A 17,138-nucleotide genomic window follows, 5' to 3' on the forward strand; every position below is an offset into this window, starting at 1 on the left:
AGTGTAGTAGCTAAATATTGTCCAACCGGCGCACAGCGTCTGGTCGATTCGCTCCCCGCGCCGGCAGCGCGGCCAGCAGTTCCGCTATTGTGCCTCCGAGCAGCGGATGCCGCGCTTCCGGCGCTATCTCTGCCAGGGGGGCCAGTACGAAGCGGCGGTGCTCCAACTCCGGGTGAGGCAGCGTCAGGGTCTTCGTCCTGAGCACGATTTCTTCCATCATGAGCAGGTCGAGGTCGAGGGTGCGTGGCCCCTTGGGCGGGGCCTGTATACGGTCGCGGCCCAGTTCCCGCTCAATCTGCAGAAGTCCCATGAGGAGCGCCTCCGGCTCCAGCTCTGTGCGAAGAGCAATAGCTGCGTTCAGAAACACCGGCTGCTCCTGCAGACCCACCGGCTGCGTCTCGTAAATTGCCGAGCGCGCCGTGATCTCCCCCAGGCGATTCATTAGCCCAAGAGCATGATCCATGGTCTGCCGCGGAGTCCCCACCGGGGAGTCAATATTCGAGCCCATCCCTATGAGCGCCAGCCGTTTCATGATGTAAGTGTAGTTCGCCTCGCGATTCGGTCCTTTCGATGCCGCCGCATTTCTCCCTCCGATCCATGTTGCCTATTATCTGTACATGCGCATTGCCCTCTTTGGCGGCAGCTTCGACCCTCCTCATCGCGGCCATCTTGCCATTGCCCGTGCCGCGCTTGTGAGGTTGCAGCTTGATCGTGTGCTTTTTGCCCCAGTCGGCAGCCAGCCGCTCAAGCGGGGCACTCACCCCGCCAGCTTTGAAGATCGCGTCGCCATGGTCAACCTGGCCATTGCCGATGAGCCGCACTTTGCGCTCTCTCTGGCCGATAGCCCGCGTCCTGACGGCAAGCCGAATTACACCATCGACACCATCGCTCTCGTTCGCAAGGAGCTCTCACCCGCAGATGAACTCTTTCTGCTGCTCGGCGCCGACTCTTTCCTGAGTATCCGCAAATGGCATCGCGCGGGAGATCTTCTGCTGGCCTGCCCGGTCATCGTTGCTTCGCGACCCGGCTTTAGCCTGATGCAGGCCCTCCGTGCTCTGCCGGCTGGCATTACCGATGAAGGCGAGGTCTCGGCTGGGGATGTCACAGCGCGGCGGCTGCTCGGCCTCGGCGGTCGCACATCAACCCTCTATCTGCTGCCCGATATCGAGGAGGAGGTTTCAGCGACGGCCATCCGCAACTCTCTCGCTCGCGGCGCCCAGCCTGACTCGACAATCGCTCCACAGGTCAGGGATTATATTCTTCGTCGCGAACTCTACCGCGCAGAACCGGCGCGGGTTGCCCGCCATACGCATCCGGCATCATAACTGCGCAAGGCTATTCGTCCGTCAACGGAATCGAGGAAAGTATGAAACCGTGGCTTAAAGTTGCTCTGGCAGTGGCAGTTCTCCTCATGGTCGTAGCAGTCGCGACGCCATTTTTTATCAATGCAAATACTTTTCGCCCTATGCTCGAAGGGCAACTTTCCCAGTCGCTGGGGCGCCAGGTCAAGCTAGGCAATCTGAGTCTTTCCCTGTTTTCCGGCAGCCTCGTTGCCGACAACATCGTCATTGCTGAGGATCCCGCATTCAGCACGACGCCGTTTCTGCAGGCCAAGTCGCTCCACATCGGAGTCGAGATGATGCCTCTCCTGCTCCACCGCACCCTGCGCGTTACCCGCATCAGTGCAGACCAGCCGCATGTCAATCTGATTCATAACGCCAGCGGCGCATGGAACTATTCCAGTCTGGGCCGCGGCGCCGCCGCGCAGAAGCAGCCGTCGCAGCAGTCAGGCATCCTGCCTGGCCTCACCGTCGGCAAACTGAGCATCTCCAACGGCAGCGCTTATGTTACTGATCTGCCGCCGGCAGGCAAGCCGCTCTTCTACAGCAAGGTCAATCTGACCGTCGATAACTTTTCCTTTGCCAGGCAGTTTCCCTTTACCCTGTCCGCGGCGCTGCCCGGCGAAGGCACACTGACGCTCGTCGGTAAAGCTGGCCCCATCAACCAGACCGATACCTCCGACACGCCGTTTGACGCGAATCTCACCTTGAAGCATTTCGATCCTGTGCAGGCTGGCGTTGCCGATCCAGCTCAGGGTTTTTCCATGCTGGCCGATATCGCAGCACACGCGGCCTCTGACGGCGCTACGCTGAGCACCAATGGAACTGCGCATATTCAGAACCTCAAGCTCGTGCGCAACGGTGTACCTGCGCCGCATCCCGTGGACCTGAACTTCCGCGCCTCGCAGGATCTGAATACCCGCGCGGGACAGGTGCAAGCCCTCACCATTAAGACAGGCAATGTTGTTGCCCAGGCGACCGGCGGGTTTCAGTTGACGCCGCAGCAGACGACCCTGAAGATGCGCTTTACAGGGCAATCGTTGTCGATCGATCAGATTCAGGCATTGCTGCCGGCCGTGGGCGTCAAGCTGCCGAGCGGCTCCGCACTCCAGGGTGGCACGCTCACCACGACACTCGATATCACCGGGCCAGCGAACTCGCCCAACATCTCCGGTCCGCTCGACATTGAGAACACTCGCCTGGCAGGTTTCAATCTCGGCTCGAAACTCAGCGGTCTCGCCGCACTTGGCGGCATACAGACCGGCAACATGACCGATGTACGCAGCTTCCGCGCCGATCTCAATGCGAATGCCGACGGCGTCCGTGCCCAGAACATCGCCGCCCTTGTGCCTGCGCTCGGTTCGGCCACCGGCCAGGGCACAGTCTCTGCGGCTGGTGCGCTTAACTTTCAACTGATCGTCAAGCTGAATACCACGAGTGGCGTCGGCGGCACGGCTATGGGCGTGCTCTCCGCCCTCCACGGGGTCCTCGGCCAGACAGCACAGAGTGCAGTGAACCGCGGCATTCCCATGACGGTTACGGGCACAACGAGCGATCCTCACTTCGACATCAACGCAGGAGCTCTTCTTGGCGGGCGCAATCCGTCGCAAAACCGCAACCAGCAGCGACTGAACCCCGCACAGGTGCTGGGAAACCTCTTCGGCAAGCCGCAATAGCATTTATGCTGGCAGCGTATGCAGCAAACTTTATCCCGGCGGTCTCAGCTACAGCAGTCCCTGTGGTGGCTCATCTTTCTGCTCGCTACGACACATTTCTGCCTCGCCTATATTCAGAATGATCGGTTGTTTCTGTCCCCGCTCGATGCCTACATGCAGGGACATGCGATGCTGCCCTATCAGTCGCGTGTCCTCATGGCGTGGGTTCTGAACGCCACAGCAACTCTGCCAGCGCTGGCGCGTCTTGCGGCGCACCTTCCCGATAAGCTGAGCAACCCGCGAATGTTAGTACTCTTCATCGCTTCCTGGATGAGCCTCGCCGGGTCGGCATTGTTCGCATGGCGGGTGCTCGTCAGACTCACCGGCAATGAAGAGTACAGTCGATGGGCCTCTCTGCTGGTCATCTACATGGCCTACTTTCAGTTCCCGCTGGTTTTCGGACTCGATTTCCTGCTGCCCTATGATCTGCCAAGCCTCTTATTCTTCAGCGCATGTATCTATGCGGTCATCTGCGACCGGATGTGGCTCTTTTATCCCGCCTTCTTTGTGGGCACATTCAATCGCGAGACAATCTGCATGGCTACTCTCTTTCTGGTCTTATGGCGTTGGAAGCAGATGTCTCAAAACAGGAAGCATCAGCTTATCCTCGCAGCGCATGTAGCAGCGCAGGCTGCACTGTGGCTCGCGGTCAAGCTTTATCTGAGGCATAAGTTTGCCAACAATCCCATTGAGCACGGCAGCGAACACTTCTACTACAAGCTGGCCTATAACCTGCGCGAACTGAGCAAGCCGCAGCAGTGGCCGGTCATCTTCAGTATCTTTGGCTTCACCACTCCACTCGTGCTGGGATGGCGTCGCGCCATGCAGAACCCGGCAATGGAAGCTGGGATCTACATGGCAGCGGCGTGGGTAGTGGTTATGTTGCTGGTAGGAGTGGTTGTTGAGATCAGAGTTTTCACTGAACTAATCGCCTACATGGCGCCCGCAGCAGGGCTCATCCTGTATCGAAAATTCTTCAGTCCAACTAAGCTGCACGGCGGCCTGTAACCAGCCGGAGCAGCAGGGTCAGAATCACCGCACCAATGACTGCCACGATGATTGTGTAAATCATTCCGCCTTGGCCGGAATAGCCAAGCGAACGCATAATGAAACCACCGATCACAGCGCCCACGATGCCGATCACAATATCCATGATCGCTCCATAGCCGCTGCCCTTCATTAGCTTGCCAGTGATCCAGCCTGCTATGAGGCCTACGATAATCCACCACAAGATGAACACGCGAATTCCTCCTCTTTTTCGTTCAAGTCGCCCGCAGAACGGACAGAGCGCGTCAGTGTGATTCCTCCGCGTCAGGGGGAGTTGTCCCCCCGACGCTAGAACTCCGACGCTAGAACTCGAATCTGGCGGTAAACTCGACCACCCGTCCCGAGTCGCTTCCCGGCGCTATCCCGAAGTCTGGATTCTCGACGGTGGTATTGTTGGTCCCGAAGTTGAAGGGTGCAAGGTCCGTCGTATTGAAGACGTTATAGGCATTCGCCTGGAAGCGTACCGTTACCGGTCTGCCCCCCACCGGCAGCACCTGCTGCTTGGCCACGCTGATATCGGTGTCGTAGTAGCAGGGCCCGCGGAAGGAGTTGCGACCAATGCCCGGCACGTAGGCCTGGCCCGCAGGAGGCTGGCTGATGTTGAAATACTCCTGACCTCCCGTCAGAGTTCCCTTGTTAGGGAAGTTGCCGCCGTTGATGAAGAGGCCATTGCTGCAACCGGAAACCGCACCGCCATAATAGGCCAGCGGACGCGTCGGCGAAAGCGTAGCTGCACTCGTTACCGCCGCTGTCGTGACTAGCTTCTGCGTAACCGGCGTCCAGGGGAAACCGGTGTGGAAGGTGAAGATACCGTTCGCCTGCCAGCCGCTCAACACCTGCCCCAGCAAGCCGTGGCCCCCATGATAGTTTGGCGCCTGGTATAGCCCTGAAGCAGTCACGCGGTGACGCACGTCGAAGTCAGACGGCCCGTATTCAGTGGCCGGATCGGCTGGGTCCGTCTGATTGCTCAACGCGCCGGGCCCCTGGCTGCTCACCTGGTCCATGCTCTTTGAAAAGGTATAGATCACATCGAATTGGACTCCATTCGCAAATCGCCTCTGGCCATGCACATTCACGCCGTTGTAGTTCGTGTAGACATCGGGCGTGGGAACATACGCGGCAAAGAACGGGGTCTGATTGACTCCGTTCACGCACTTCGAAGTACCGTCGAGGCATCCGCCCGACTGCGCCGCATGCAGGAAGTTCTGGTTAACCAGCCTGACAAAGCGGTGACCTACACTGCCCTGGTAGCCCAGCGTCGCGACAAACTGGTGAGGAAACTCCTTCTGCGTCTCCAGCGTGTAGGAATAAATATAAGGATTCGGGTTATAGCTCTTTGCTCCGTAAGTCTCCACCTGAACGGCATTTCCATTGAAGCTATTCGGTGTGTTCGTGAGCGGATCTACCCCCGTCGCAAGCGCCGGGTTAACAGGATAGCTGTTAGGAGAGTTGGAGCTGCCAAAGTGATAGGAGATTTCGCCGCCTGCCAGAGGCGTTCCGAAATCGGAAGATGCTGTCCCGCAGCAGATGTTATAGACAAAGTAGCCTGGACCATTTTCGACAGCGTTGCTGAAAAGAATGTCATCGAAGCGGTCGTAAGCCATTCCAAATCCGCCGCGGAATACCAGCGTGTTATTAAAGTGCGCGGGCGTCCATGCAAAGCCGAACTTGGGCGCCCAATTTCGATAGTCTGCCTGGAAGAAATGATTAACTGGCTGCAGCGTTGCATTGATCAGGTAGTTTGAACCCGCCGCAAATTGCGGCTGGTTGACCCGCATGCCCTTGTTGGCGAGCGGCGAAAAGTATTCCCAGCGCATACCCAGGTTCAACACCAGCGAGGGAAGAACCTTCCAATCATCCTGCACAAAGCCCGCGAAATCGTGGCTGCGGAGATAGCGCTGTGCGTCCGCTGCGCCGCCCGTGTTTGGATTGGCAGAGATGCCTTCATAGATCGGCGCATCGTTTACATAGTTCCATGGACCGTAGAAGTTATACTGCGGACGATTGAATCCAGCCTGATTATTATTGTCCTGCTCAAAGCGGAACTGCGCGCCGTAACTTATCGTATGGTTTCCGACGGTAGAGGTGAGCGTATCGCGCACTTCATAAGTATTCTGGGCAAGAAGCGCTGGAGTAGTTGATCCCTGTGCAATTCCATACTGAATCTGTTGTTGCGTTGGCAGATCCTGGATAGCAAGCCGCGGGAAGCCATAGTTCACGTTATTGCCGGAGTCATTGATCTGGTTATCGGCAAAGCGCGTGTAGTTAGCCCGCAGCTCATTGATAAGTTTGGAATTGAAGGTGTGGATGTAAGCGACCGTTCCGGACTGGTTCAATGGTTTGAATGGAATGTCGGAATCCGGCCGCGCACCTGTAGAGATATCGGTGCCATTCTGGTCCAGCTTGGATACGAACTCGCTGAAGAAAAACTGATCACGCGGCGTGAAATAGAAGTCGACGCGGCCATGATACTGATTGCCGCGCTGCGTCGCCGGCGCCTGCACCTGGGCGTACCGAATGTCCGGGATTCCATCGAATCCATCACCGACAAAGGCGTACCCTTTGGCCGGGTTTGCCTTTCCGTTGATAAGCCCCAGCGGCGCGTAAACTCCCTGCCCGCCTGTAGGTGAGCCGATATCGAGACCTCCATCCGGTGTCTGCTGGCAGAAGGCCGATGGATCGTTATTGAACTGCGGCACGTTGTAAAATTCGCAGCCCGGCGCGGTGAGCACCTTGACCACTCGAGGGGTAAGACCCGGCGACACTGAAACAGCCGCCGCATTGCTGTTTGGCCGTACCTGTGTAATCAGCTGGTCAAATTGCGGTGTCTCGATCCATTGATTTCCATAGGAAATATTGCGCTCGCCATAACCTTCATAGGAGAGAAAGAAGAATGCCTTGTTTTCGTAGATAGGTCCGCCGAGACTGGCAGCGTAGTCGCGCGATTTGTTCTCGTCTCGCGTAGGCAGTGCGCCGTCAGGGCCGCCATAGGAGTTATACGCGTTCAACCCCGGCTCATCGTAGAGGAATGAGCCAGTCCCATGGAAATCATTGGAGCCCGCCTTCGTGACGGTCTTGATCACCAGGCCTACATTGCGTCCATCCTGCGCGCTGAAGTTGGTCGAGATGGTGTTCATCTGATCGACTGCTTCCTCACTTGGAGTAATGACAGCAGCGCCGCCATGGCTCAACGAATCCACACTGACGCCGTCCAGCAGGTAAGTGTTCGACGTAGGACGCTGCCCGGCAGCCGATATCTGCACCTGGTTTTCCGTCTGGAAGATGCCTGCGTTTGATTGCCCTACGCCGCCAGCGCCCTGGTTCGGAAGAAAGTTGGCCGTGTTACTTCCACCCGAACGTGAGCTGTCTCCTATCACCCCCACCGTCAGCCGCAGCAGTTCGTATGGGTCGCGCCCCGTCGTCGGCAGGCGATGAATCTGCTCCGTCGATATCGTGCTCTCCACATTGGCGTCCCCTGTCTGCAGCAGAGGAACATCGCTACCATTCACCGTCACCGTTTCTGAAGTTGCTCCGGGCGCCAGGGTTACATTCAGAACACGCGGTTGTTCCGCAAGCACCGCTACCTTTTGATAGGTCGCCTTCTTGAAGTTAGCCGCGTCTACCTCAACCGTATAAGTGCCGGGCGGCAACACGCGAAAGTCATAGTAGCCTTGGCCATTGCTGACCGTGTTGTGGACGACATGAGTTGAGCCTTCCGTTAGCGACACCTTTGCACCGGGAATGACAGCTCCTGAGCTATCTGTAACTGTACCAGTTACACTTGCGCTGAACTGCGCCCAAAGCGCTGCTGGAAGCAGCAGGAAACATAAAGAGAGGAGTGGGACGAAGATGGCTTTGCGCATAGCGCCTCCCAAAGAGATGCGCTTCAGGGTGGACTCCTGTCGTGCATGGAATCCTGACCTGAAACGAACAACATTACAGTTGGTGGCGATGTCGAGGGAAGGGTTGCCTAATTATTAACTTTTTATGAGTTCTATTACTTCGATATTGGCTGGTTTTCTAGTAATGGCTGCTTCACCAGCAGCGCCATCCGTGGGAAGGTAAAATTGCCGCCTGCGTCATCAATTACATTGATCTGGCAGGTATAGAGCCCCGGCTGCAACTGCGCCGCAGGCACATCGAACTGAAACGCAACTGCGCTTCGTCCGGGAATGTTGAGGCGGGTCGCCTCCACGAGGGGCGTTTCATATACCTTTTGCCCGCCGCGCAGAAACTCGATGCTGGTCAGTACCCGCACTGCAGAATCCTTCTTCTGCTCCTCAACGCGAGTCGGTCCATAAATCTCGTAGAGAAAATATAGGTGCTGATTCTGATAGAAAACATGCTGCAGGTTGGGCACCAGCTGCATTCCGTCCCGCACCAGCGGGCTTGCCTCCTTCTTGTTCGGCTCCGGCACTCGTTGCGAGGCCAGTACAACCGAGCTCATCCTCACCGGCTGCTTTCGCAGATCGGGAACAATGATGTCGCTTTCAAATGAACCCATTCTTCCGGTCTCGTTCTCGCGCACCACAAACTTCAGGTGATACTTTCCCGGAGGCAGCGTAAAACTGGTCGAGTATTGGATATTCTTTCGCCTCACCTGCTGCGCCTGGTCGACTGCGAGCTTCACCGTCTCGCGTGCATTCCCGATCACGTGTCCCGTCGCATCTTTAACTTCTCCTATGATGTCGAGGGTGGCCTTATCGCGATCCCCGCCCTTCACAAATGGAATCTGCGATCCCGGTACAATCATCGACACGGGAATGTAATAGTGATTTTCATCCATGCGGAAGTAAAGCGCGTCAAGGTAAACAGCAACGTCGGTAGCAGGCAGGTCGCTCGATAGCTGCTCGTCCAGTTCACGCTCGCGATCTGCGCGGTTTGAGTGCTTGAAATCTGCAGGAGCATAGTAGCCGGGGCGATATTCAAGCTTCACATCCTTGCGGTCAACTCGGATTGCAAGTTTGCGATAGCGCCCGTCCCGCCGCGCATCACTCGAGCGAAACCCGATTCCATAGTAGGCGCTGGTGTCCTGCTGCATTCGCGTAAAGGCTGGCGAAAAATCATTTGAATCGAAGAATGCCTTGCCGCCCGTGTCGGAGGAGAGCGTTGCCATCACCTCCTGCGTATTAAAGTTTGCATCCAGGTTGTTCTGTAGCGCGGCGCCTGTATACGCGCTCGTTCCGCGCAGACTTCCAGTAGAAGCGTCACCCAGCGGAGAGATAGCCTCCAACCCCCGCGTATCAACGCTATAAATCGAAAGATTGGAGCGCACCGCTGCATTTGTCGCGGCGCGCAGCGACGCCTGATTTTCTATGCCGTCGCGCTGGATGCCGCCTGAGAAATAAAGCAGAGACTTCTTTTGATTCAGGTAGGAGAGAGATTTTGAAATAGATGCGATCGCAAACAGCTCGCGATCCGTATTGATGTCGTTGTACTCGCTCTCGTCCGGCGTGTAGGAGCTCGTATCTTCTGCCTGGTTCGTTGTGCTGACTGAGCCAGGCTGATAGCCAGCCCCCTGCGTTCCCGAATAACTATCGATTGCTTTAAGAAGTAACTGGCGATTCGCCGTGAAGTCCTGGTCAAGCGACAAAGTATTGTCGAGCGAGACTACGGATACCAGATCAGCAGGCTGCATCTGCTTGTTGATGTAGTTGCGTGCGGCTGCCTGCGCGCGATCAAGGTCTTCCGGCTGCATGGATGTAATGTCGAAGAACAGGATGATCAAGCGATGGTCGCGTAATTCTTCAGGCTTGGCTGTACCCGTCTTCCCCAGCACAATCGGCGCTGCATCGCCGCTAACGGTCACCTCGTTCAGGGGTACCGCCTGATCGACACTTTCGAAATCAAAGGTGCTTATCTGCTGCTGCTTGCCATTCTCAAATATCGTAAAATCCTTCTGTGTAAGTCCGCGCACAATATCGCCCGTCTTCCGGTCGCGCACCACTACATTTGTAAGTACCAGTTCGCTATTCACCCGTAGCACAAAAGGTTTCTGTTCAGGCTCCTGCTGTGCAGATAGAACAGGAACGCTAAAGATGAACAGCAATGCAAGCGCGATAGCTCCCTTCATTGGTTAGTACCTCATCCGTGCAAGAAAGGTGAACTGCCGCATCGCTGCTGCCGCGACTACTTGTCCATAAGTCCCAGATCCCAGCGAAGTATCTACCCCGGAATACTGCACTGTATTAAAGACATTATTCGCGGTTGCCCGCATCTCAAACGAACGCGTCTCTCCAAACCGAATAGTTTTCGAGAATGAGCTATCGAAGGAAACAGTGCCCGGACCCGGGATGGAATAGCGTGAAGCCGTCCCGTATACATTTGCCGGCTGAGTAAAGGCTGCTGTGTTGAACCAGTGGCGAAGGGTGCCACTTGCCTGCTGAATGCCTTGTCCAGCCACGCGATCGGGTCGTAACGAGCCTGCACTGCCGCGAGCTACATCTGTCACCGATGCCAGATAGTGTGGCGTAAGAGGCATCCCGGTTGCGAAGTCAAAGTTTGCGGAGATGGATAGATTGCTCAGCGTATGCGACAGCCAGCTGCCGCTTGTGAGCAGATGAGTATCAGGTCCAAAGGGAAGTTCATACACAAAGTCGCCTTTGAGCTGCTGTCGTATATCAAAGCTGGAGTTAGACTCCTCCGCCAGCAGGTTCTGCCAGTTCTGCGCGACAACCACTCCCGTACCGCCATTTCCTCCGATGGAGCTGGCATTATCAATGGAGTGCGCGTAGGTATAGGTTGCGCCCAGCGCCACGCCACTTTGCATACGCTTCCGCAATCTCACGCTGAGAGCGTTATAGTTTGAGAACGCTACCGAATCTTCGTAATCATAGAAGAAGCCACTCAGCGATTCCGTTGCTGTGCGTCCGGGCGCGTCGACAATATCGAGCCGCGTACCCTTTGATCCGCTGTAGCCAATATTCAAGAGAATGCCAAGCGGGAACGTCTTCTGTATGTTCAGGTTCCAGACCTGCACATAGGGTAGCTTGTAGTTCTTATTGACAGCATAGTTGCCGATAGTCTGCGGCGCAGGAAATCCGTTCGCAAGCGTTATAGCTGCACCCTGTGTAGCTTCGTTTGTCTGCACATCGGCAAAGGGAGGCTGGAATGCGAAGTTCTGTACGAACTTCACATACTGGCCGTTTGCGAAGTTAATGCCATAGCCCCCGCGAATCACAATATCGTGATGGCCGCTCCACGCGAATCCCACGCGAGGAGAAACATTGCCTCTCTGGGGATAGATGAGCGTTCGTGGATACTTGCCGGAGTAGGGCCCAATGCCATTCGACAAAACCGTTGCCACACTTGCAAAGTTATTGCCTGTGTCCAGGGTTGCCAGCCGGTCATCTTTCTCGGCATAGGGAGAGAAGTATTCCCACCGCAACCCCGCAAGTAGAGTCAGATTTGGCAGCGCGCGCCAGTTATCCTGTGCATAGGCATCCCATGTGTTCTGGCGCAGGTAGGACTTCTGGTATGGTGCCTGCAATGCAGTTTGCTGTGGCAACCCCAGCAGAAGGTCGGCCAGAGAAGAGCCGGAATCAGGCAAACCATTATTGCCCGTATTGCCGACGCCATTCACGCTGCTGGAGCCGGGCTTCTCCGTAAAGAAGCCGGTAAAGTAATAAGTCCCCGTCGAGTTAGTCTGCCCGAGTAGATCAAGATGCACGCGCCTGGCATCACCACCGAACTTGAAGTTATGTTTGCCATGAATCCACGAAAGCGAATCGGAGATGGAGATAGTCTGGTTAGTCTGGAAGTTAGGCTGCTGCTCGCTGAGTCCGGTGAACTGATTCAGCGTGACGTTAGGCAGACCATAGTTGATAGGGTTGACGGCTGCACCATTGAAGATATTCAGACCTAGCTGCCCCGCGACATCGTTCACATTAGTGAAGTAGTTTCGCAGTTCAGTATTGGTGCGATTCCATCCGCCAGTCAGGTTATTCGTAAGCTTGCCTTTGCCGAGCGTGTAGCCCAGTTCCAGCGAATACTGATGTGTCTGCTCCTTGCCGCCTAACTCCGGCAGTATGTTCAGTTGGTCAGAGGCTGCGTGGCTGTAGTTGAAGTTGGCATTGATGTTCTGCCGCAGGCCATTGCCGCCCTGTCCGAGATATTGCCGTATCAGCGAAACAATCGGAGAACCGCCCGACCCTGCGCCAAAGCTGCGAACATAGCGCGCGCCAATCACGGTCGTGTTCGCTTGAGCGGTGGTTAGCCGCTGATAGTCTTCGTAGTCGCCCGGCAGGTTAGGCAGCGGAACGTAGTTCAGCAGCGCCTGCGCCTGCGGCGAGATGCGGCCGTCGGGAATCACATTGCCGGGAAAGGGCAAACCCGTTTTCGGATCATAGAGGGTGATCGGAGTGCCGCTCTGCGTCGCCAAGGTTGAGAAATCGCCGGCACGCTGCGCCGCGGTCGGCACCGTTCCATATTGGTCAAAGGGAGAGGACGACCGCTGCCCCGAGAGGGTGAGAAAGATGAAGTCCTTTCTGTCATGAGTGAGCAGCTTCGGAATATAGGGAGCGCCGAGAAACGTCAGGCCGAATCGATTCGTCGCATAGCCGGGTTGCTCGATCTGCTGGCCGCGGATCGCAAAATCTTTCGCGTCCAGTGCCGAATTCCCTCCGTTCCAGAAAAATGCCCCATGCGGCTGGTTCGGATTGAAGTGGCGAAAGTTGCGCGGGCCACCTCCGAATCCACCTCCGCCAAAACCTCCGCGGCCGCTTCCTCCACTACCACCCGGTGATTGTGAGAGCGACTGGTCAAGCTGATTGGCCTGCATATTCTGGCGAAGCTGCCCCATATCCAGCCCTGCGAAAGGGCTGGTCGTGCCGCTCTGTCCGTTTACGGCTATCGATTCTCCTGAGAAGTCCTGGTTGGCAGCTAACGACGGCAGCTGCGCACCCGAGCTGGCCGCGGCCGCTCCTGCAGCGATCAGGTCGGCTGCGGACCCCAGCAGTCCCAGGCTCTGTGCCCCTGCGCCGCTATATTGCCGTAGGCCCCGGGCTGTTGCGTCGGCGGCCTTTGCAGCGCGCGACGCCAGCACCAGTCCAAAATCGGCAGTCTGTTCGTGTGAGGCAGCATTGAGCAGCGCCTCCTTCGTTGTTGGGGCAAAAGCAGCCAGCTCCGCCCGCACCACATAGCGGCCATTTTGCGGAATCGTCAGCTTGTATGCGCCGTCAATACCGGTTGCGCCGCTATACTTCCGGCCGGTCAGCGTGTTCGTAGCCGTTATTGAAACGCCAGGCAGCGGTACCGCGCCCGACTTTACTACTCCTCGTATTGTGCCGCCGCTTTGTTGCGCCGTAGCTGAAGCAAGCGCCGCAAGCGACAACATCATCCAGAGAGCGATTGACCTCAGCATGACGTCACTCCTACGGCCGCGCCGCTGGATCGCCGCGTCTCTGGTTCGGGTCGACGACCGTCAGAATGCTTGCCATAAACAGCCCGTTCTGTAGCGCACCTCGTGCATAGACGCGATCGCCGGGTTTGATGTCGAGCAGCGTGATGCTGTCATGCCGCTTTCTGAACGAGGTATTTTCGTCCACTGCGATAGTCGCGGCCTTCTTGTCCGGCCGCTCGATCGTGATCTTCAGATCGTTGATCGCTGTCACCTTTCCTGCCAGCCATGTCTTGCCAAAGTCTGCCCGCCGCTGTTCGATCTCTTTTGCCTGCGCGGGGTCAATCACTGCCAGAAACACAGCGCCTACCGTTTTCGCCTTCTGGTCGACTTCTCCTCCGGCAACGATTGCGTCACCAATATGAATGTCGGCCGGCTTGATGGGGTCGCGCTGCTTTCGGAAGAAGGTGTTGACGCCGGTAAATACCTTCCAGGTCGCGCCGCCCTCTGTCTTCACCTGGTAGGTTCCTCCCTCCACGCCGGTGACCGTACCTTGAAGGATGTCTGCCCCGGCCGGAAAAGTCGCGGGCTCGGCGCTATCCTGTGAGCCGGCGAACCTTGCGGTCCCCATCGCGAGCAGCAGCACCGATACAAGTTTGAGAACCAGGCGCACGTTCAACTTCCGGCCAATACCTGCCCCATGAGACGCGCCAGCCTGACAGGAAGTCGCATTCTTCCACATTCGCGGTTGTCTTGCGATAAACTTCCCGCACATGCCTACAGAATATGTTCACGCCCACAAAGAGGCGCATTTTGAGTCGAGTGACGTCGTACGCGACGTTGTCATCGGAATGTCCGACGGACTCACTGTCCCATTCGCACTGGCTGCAGGACTTTCAGGAGTGGTCGGTTCGAGCCATGTAGTCGTCCTTGCTGGCCTCGCTGAAATCGCGGCAGGCTCCATCGCCATGGGCCTCGGCGGCTATCTCGCCTCCCGTGGAGACTCCGAGCACTTTGCCAGCGAACGCCGTCGCGAGGAGCGCGAGATCGTGGAGCGCCCTCATGACGAAGAAGAGGAAATCTACGAAATCTTTGAGGAGTATGGCGTCGAGCGCGTAGAAAGTGCGTCCGTGCTGACGGCGCTCAAGCGCAATCCGCAAGCCTGGGTCGATTTCATGATGCGCTTCGAACTGGGTCTGGAGGAGCCTCAGGCAAATCGGGCGCGTCAGAGCGCCATAACCATTGCCGTGTCCTACATTGTTGGGGGGCTGATTCCGCTCCTGCCCTACATTGTCCTGACTACAAGCTCAATGGCGCTGCCCGTCTCGGTAGTGATCACGCTTCTCGCGCTGCTCGTCTTCGGTGCGGTCAAAGGTCGTATGACGGGAGCCGGTACGCTTCGCAGCAGCATGCAGACCGTCATGATCGGAGGCCTTGCAGCCGGCGCAGCTTACCTATTGGCACGACTCCTCAACACAGGTGGGCATTGATTTCAGGCTCACCTTGCGAGGCGTCGAACGGGAGCCGGAATACTCCGTGAGCGTACCGGCGAGCAGGTAGTAGCCCTCATCGTCGCGCTTGCTGCCCGGCCCGCGCACGATCGTTCCTTCAAAGGCATACCACTGATCGTGCAGCTTCTGCGTTGTAAAGCTGAACCTTCTCCCTTCGACCGTGACCGCGGCAAAGAGGAAGGTCATGGGCGCACTCTTTTCGCCTGAACTGCTGTGGATCCGCGAAAGATAACCGCCCAGGTGGCCGCCATCCAAGGTGATCTCGATGACATCCTCGCTGTTCAGCTCATATTCGCCTGACGCGTCGTCGGGCAGCAGGCTGACACCGGAGGAGAGGACGGGCAGCGTCTGGTCCGCTTCCTGATCCGTCTCCTCGCTCCGGTGGTGTAGCACAGGCCTCTGCTGCTGTTGCTCGGCGCTGACGCCCAGCGTCAGCAGCATCATCATCATCAGGCAGAGTATGAGGCGCACTGGTTTCCCCTGCCCCGCAGCTACCTGCCGCTCTCGCTCTTCTGGCGTGCGGCCTCGAACTCATCGCCACTCTTCCACTCGACCGAGTGCGGCATGGCAGAGGCCTCCCATCCGAGGAGAAAGCCGAACTGCGCCATCTTTGCATCCCCGCGGAAATCCATCGAGGGGTGGTATTCGTCCGATGGCTGGTGGTAGTGGTGCGCGTTGAAGTCCTTCTGTTGTTCGGTTCCCCATTCCGGAGTGTGTCCCTCAAACAAGGTTCCCTGGCCAATGGAGAAAGAAGGAATGCCTACACGCGCAAAACTGAAATGGTCCGAGCGATAGTAGTGCCCTGCGCTGGGGAACTGGTCCGGCTGGATCGTCAGGTTAAAGTCCTTGGCCGTCTTCTCGACCTCGGGATAGAAGCTGGTGCGCTCCGCACCCGCAACTTCAACCGCAGTCGGTACGCCGATCGGGTTCAGCATGTCGTAGTTCAGGTCGAGCGCGATCTGCGATGCAGGCACAGGAGGATGCTCGCCAAGATATTGCGATCCGAGCAGCCCCTGCTCCTCGGCGGTCACTGATGCGAAGTAGACATCGTGCGGCGGCTTGATCGAGGCCTGCGCATAGGCGCGCGCCATCTCCAGCAGGATGCCGCAGCCGGTGGCATTGTCCGCTGCGCCGTTGTAGATGTTGTCCCCCTTGAGGGTGGGATCGATGCCGAGATGGTCGTAGTGCGCGGAGTACATCACCGCATGCCCAGGCGTTGCATCCGCGCCCGGCAGCTTCGCAACGACGTTGTCAGACTGATAGTGGCGCACCTTGCTGACCACCGTCGCCTTGAGGCGTACCGGCAGCTCCACCGGGCGAAAACCGGGCTTGCCCGCAGCCTCGATCAGCTTGTCGATATCGCCCTGGCCCGCGGCAGCGAACAACTTGCGCGCCACGTCATACTGGATCCAGCTGGCCGCCTTCAGCGTCGCCGTCGGGTCGTCCTGCAGGTAAGACTTTTCAATGGCCTGTGAGTTCTCGACCACCGCCCACGGATAGCTGGCCAAGTCGTTGCGGTGAATGATCAGCACACCCACTGCGCCCAGCCGCGACGCCTCTTCATACTTGTAGGTCCAGCGGCCGTAATAGGTCATCGCTGCCCCTTTGAAAAACCTCTCGTCGGTCGACGGTGGCTCGTTCACGATCACCAGCAGCACTTTGCCCTTCACATCCACGCCCGCATAGTCGTTCCACTTATACTCAGGCGCATCGATGCCGTATCCGACGAAGACGATCGGCGCATCGATCGTGGCAGACGTGCCGCCTGTCTCATCTTTCGTCACGTAGTCCGTTCCGTAGGTCAGCGGAATAGACGGTCCGCTTGCCGGCGACAACGTAAAATTCGTCTGGTCCTCGACCGTATGCACCGCATAGAGCGGCACATGCTGGAAGTAGGTGCCGTTTTCGCCGGCCGGCTTTAGCCCATCCAGGGCAAACTGGGTAGCGATGTACTGTGCGGCAATCTCTGCCCCGCGCAGTCCCGGGCCGCGGCCTTCAAGCAGGTCGTTGGCCAGAAACCGCACATGCGCCCGAATCTTTTCGCCATCGATGCTGTCCGCCGCGGCGACTGCGGCCTTGGGCACGCCGCTGATCGCGGGTACCTGGGTGAATGCCGTGGATGCGGCAACGACTGCAAAGGCAAGTGCGAGCGGCGTTCTCTTCATGGGTTTGAGTACTTTCCTTGTGG

General features: G+C 57.5%; 12 protein-coding genes. 4 read left to right on the forward strand and 8 right to left on the reverse strand.

Features of this window, described 5'->3' with window-relative positions:
• Positions 1-10: 10 nt before the first annotated feature.
• Entirely contained in the window at positions 11-532 is a 522-nt protein-coding gene (gene folK, locus C7378_RS10900) for a 2-amino-4-hydroxy-6-hydroxymethyldihydropteridine diphosphokinase (protein WP_131996234.1), read from the reverse strand.
• Between the two features lie 85 nt (positions 533-617).
• On the opposite strand from folK, the gene nadD reads away from it, so the two are divergent.
• Genes nadD through C7378_RS10915 form a run of 3 tightly spaced genes read left to right on the forward strand, consistent with a single transcriptional unit; the run spans position 618 to position 4,063 of the window.
• A complete protein-coding gene (gene nadD, locus C7378_RS10905) occupies positions 618-1,325 on the forward strand; it encodes a nicotinate (nicotinamide) nucleotide adenylyltransferase (protein WP_131996237.1) in 708 nt (235 codons plus the stop codon).
• 41 nt (positions 1,326-1,366) lie between these two features.
• The gene (locus C7378_RS10910) at positions 1,367-3,016 is read left to right on the forward strand and encodes an AsmA family protein (protein WP_131996240.1); all 1,650 of its coding nucleotides are present in this window, start codon (positions 1,367-1,369) and stop codon (positions 3,014-3,016) included.
• Positions 3,017-3,034: 18 nt separating this feature from the next.
• Entirely contained in the window at positions 3,035-4,063 is a 1,029-nt protein-coding gene (locus C7378_RS10915; protein ID WP_131996243.1) for a hypothetical protein, read from the forward strand.
• Here the strand turns inward: C7378_RS10915 and C7378_RS10920 are convergent.
• The 5 genes from C7378_RS10920 to C7378_RS10940 form a co-directional block, all read right to left on the reverse strand.
• Positions 4,041-4,295 (reverse strand): GlsB/YeaQ/YmgE family stress response membrane protein, encoded by a 255-nt coding sequence (locus tag C7378_RS10920; protein WP_207901405.1) that lies wholly within the window; start codon positions 4,293-4,295, stop codon positions 4,041-4,043. The two genes, C7378_RS10915 and C7378_RS10920, sit on opposite strands and share 23 nt — an antisense overlap.
• A gap of 109 nt (positions 4,296-4,404) precedes the next feature.
• On the reverse strand, positions 4,405-7,965 hold the full coding sequence (locus C7378_RS10925) for a TonB-dependent receptor (protein ID WP_131996246.1): 3,561 nt from the start codon (positions 7,963-7,965) through the stop codon (positions 4,405-4,407).
• 134 nt (positions 7,966-8,099) lie between these two features.
• A complete protein-coding gene (locus C7378_RS10930) occupies positions 8,100-10,175 on the reverse strand; it encodes a VWA domain-containing protein (protein WP_131996249.1) in 2,076 nt (691 codons plus the stop codon).
• A 3-nt stretch (positions 10,176-10,178) separates the two neighbouring features.
• Entirely contained in the window at positions 10,179-13,463 is a 3,285-nt protein-coding gene (locus C7378_RS10935; RefSeq protein ID WP_131996252.1) for a TonB-dependent receptor, read from the reverse strand.
• Between the two features lie 10 nt (positions 13,464-13,473).
• The gene (locus C7378_RS10940) at positions 13,474-14,112 is read right to left on the reverse strand and encodes a DUF5666 domain-containing protein (protein ID WP_131996255.1); all 639 of its coding nucleotides are present in this window, start codon (positions 14,110-14,112) and stop codon (positions 13,474-13,476) included.
• A 100-nt stretch (positions 14,113-14,212) separates the two neighbouring features.
• Between C7378_RS10940 and C7378_RS10945 the strand changes: the two genes are divergently transcribed.
• The gene (locus C7378_RS10945) at positions 14,213-14,929 is read left to right on the forward strand and encodes a VIT1/CCC1 transporter family protein (RefSeq protein WP_131996258.1); all 717 of its coding nucleotides are present in this window, start codon (positions 14,213-14,215) and stop codon (positions 14,927-14,929) included.
• Here C7378_RS10945 and C7378_RS10950 read toward each other — a convergent pair.
• Together C7378_RS10950 and C7378_RS10955 are read right to left on the reverse strand one after the other, a co-directional pair.
• Positions 14,894-15,421 (reverse strand): hypothetical protein, encoded by a 528-nt coding sequence (locus tag C7378_RS10950; RefSeq protein WP_131996261.1) that lies wholly within the window; start codon positions 15,419-15,421, stop codon positions 14,894-14,896. The two genes, C7378_RS10945 and C7378_RS10950, sit on opposite strands and share 36 nt — an antisense overlap.
• A gap of 20 nt (positions 15,422-15,441) precedes the next feature.
• On the reverse strand, positions 15,442-17,115 hold the full coding sequence (locus C7378_RS10955) for a M28 family peptidase (RefSeq protein WP_131996264.1): 1,674 nt from the start codon (positions 17,113-17,115) through the stop codon (positions 15,442-15,444).
• Positions 17,116-17,138: the final 23 nt, after the last annotated feature.

The organism is Acidipila rosea (assembly GCF_004339725.1).
In the GTDB taxonomy this organism is placed as follows: domain Bacteria; phylum Acidobacteriota; class Terriglobia; order Terriglobales; family Acidobacteriaceae; genus Acidipila; species Acidipila rosea.

What these genes read in the sequence shown, in the direction of transcription:
- C7378_RS10915 (WP_131996243.1), top strand. Translation starts at nt 3,035, where the DNA reads ATGCAGCAAACTTTATCCCGGCGGTCTCAGCTACAGCAGTCCCTGTGG.
- C7378_RS10930 (WP_131996249.1), bottom strand. Translation starts at nt 10,175, where the DNA reads ATGAAGGGAGCTATCGCGCTTGCATTGCTGTTCATCTTTAGCGTTCCT.
- C7378_RS10925 (WP_131996246.1), bottom strand. Translation starts at nt 7,965, where the DNA reads ATGCGCAAAGCCATCTTCGTCCCACTCCTCTCTTTATGTTTCCTGCTG.
- nadD (WP_131996237.1), top strand. Translation starts at nt 618, where the DNA reads ATGCGCATTGCCCTCTTTGGCGGCAGCTTCGACCCTCCTCATCGCGGC.
- folK (WP_131996234.1), bottom strand. Translation starts at nt 532, where the DNA reads ATGAAACGGCTGGCGCTCATAGGGATGGGCTCGAATATTGACTCCCCG.
- C7378_RS10955 (WP_131996264.1), bottom strand. Translation starts at nt 17,115, where the DNA reads ATGAAGAGAACGCCGCTCGCACTTGCCTTTGCAGTCGTTGCCGCATCC.
- C7378_RS10910 (WP_131996240.1), top strand. Translation starts at nt 1,367, where the DNA reads ATGAAACCGTGGCTTAAAGTTGCTCTGGCAGTGGCAGTTCTCCTCATG.
- C7378_RS10935 (WP_131996252.1), bottom strand. Translation starts at nt 13,463, where the DNA reads ATGCTGAGGTCAATCGCTCTCTGGATGATGTTGTCGCTTGCGGCGCTT.
- C7378_RS10945 (WP_131996258.1), top strand. Translation starts at nt 14,213, where the DNA reads ATGCCTACAGAATATGTTCACGCCCACAAAGAGGCGCATTTTGAGTCG.